This is a genomic window from Streptobacillus felis (genome assembly GCF_001559775.1).
Taxonomy (GTDB): domain Bacteria; phylum Fusobacteriota; class Fusobacteriia; order Fusobacteriales; family Leptotrichiaceae; genus Streptobacillus; species Streptobacillus felis.
In genome coordinates this window covers 1-1,213 of the sequence record NZ_LOHX01000336.1, presented here as the reverse complement: position 1 = coordinate 1,213, position 1,213 = coordinate 1, and the positions used below count along the sequence as shown (strand labels likewise).

Below are 1,213 nucleotides of genomic sequence, written 5' to 3'. Positions count from 1 at the left end.
AAACTTAGAATCAAATAAATTAGAATCAAAAGATTTAAATGTAGAATCAGAAGTATTAAATACATCATTAAAGCAAAAAGTAGAAACATTTAAATTAGTAGATAATGTAAAAGGTAATGTAGATAAAGAAAATCTAGAAGTAAGAGGTAATGTAACTCTTTTTTCACATAAGGTAGATAGTAAGGATAATAAGTATCAAGAAAATGTTAAATCAAATGTAATAGTAAAAGAAGAATCAAAAATAGATAGATTAGACATACTAAGTTCAAATGTAGATTTAAATAATGGAGACATTAATAATCTTAATGTAAGGACACAAGAATTAAATAACAAAATAAAAGAAAACAGTTATAGTGGTGGCTTAAATTTAAAAGGAAGTGTAGGAGTTACAGGAGTAAGTGTAGGAGCTTCAATAAATGTTAATAATATAAATGCAAAGAAAGACTCTAAGGTACATGAAGAAAGTAATGTATCATTAAGAGGTAATTCAAAAATAGAAGAAAATCTTGATGCTACAAATATTAATTTAACATATGATAATTTAGTAGTAAATGCAGATAATGTAAATTTTAGAGCAATAAAAGATGAAGAGAACATAGTAGAAAATGAAACAGGAATAAATTTAGGTATAAATATTAGTGCAAGTTCCCCTATAGTAAAAGATGCATTAAATATTGGTAAGGGAGTAAAGAATCTATTAGAAGGAAGAATAGATAAGGCAATTTCAAACATATCTAATGGATATGTAGGAGCAGTAGATGATTTATCAGGTAATATTAAGGTAAAAAAAGAAAATAAATATGTTAGAGCAACAAAAGAAGATTTAAATAATATAGGTAAAGATAAAAAACTAGAAAAAGACATTTCAGCTTATGTAAATGTGAGTGGAGGAGTAAATCTAAATGTATCAAATAAGACTACATTATCACATAATGAAAAGGTAAGAGGAAATGTATTAAGTGGTAATAATTTAATATTTAATAAGAATAAGGAAGTAAATTATACATCAACTATAGTAAAAGATAGTAATGTATTGTATAATAATGTTGAAAGTGTTAGAAAAGATGTATTGAGAGCAGAGAGTAAAAAAGAGATAATAGATGCTTCAGTAAGTTTAGGAGTAAGTGCAGGATTAGATACTATGGAGATGAAGGTATCACCTGGAAGTATAACTGTAGGTGCAAAGGTCTCATATGAATTACAAGAAAGTAAA

Annotated in this window: 1 protein-coding gene; it reads left to right on the top strand. The window is 25.7% G+C overall.

The features are described from left to right. Nucleotides 1-1,213, top strand: a 1,213-nt coding sequence (locus AYC60_RS09210) for a hypothetical protein (RefSeq protein ID WP_197417015.1), incomplete at both ends; no start/stop codon positions are given.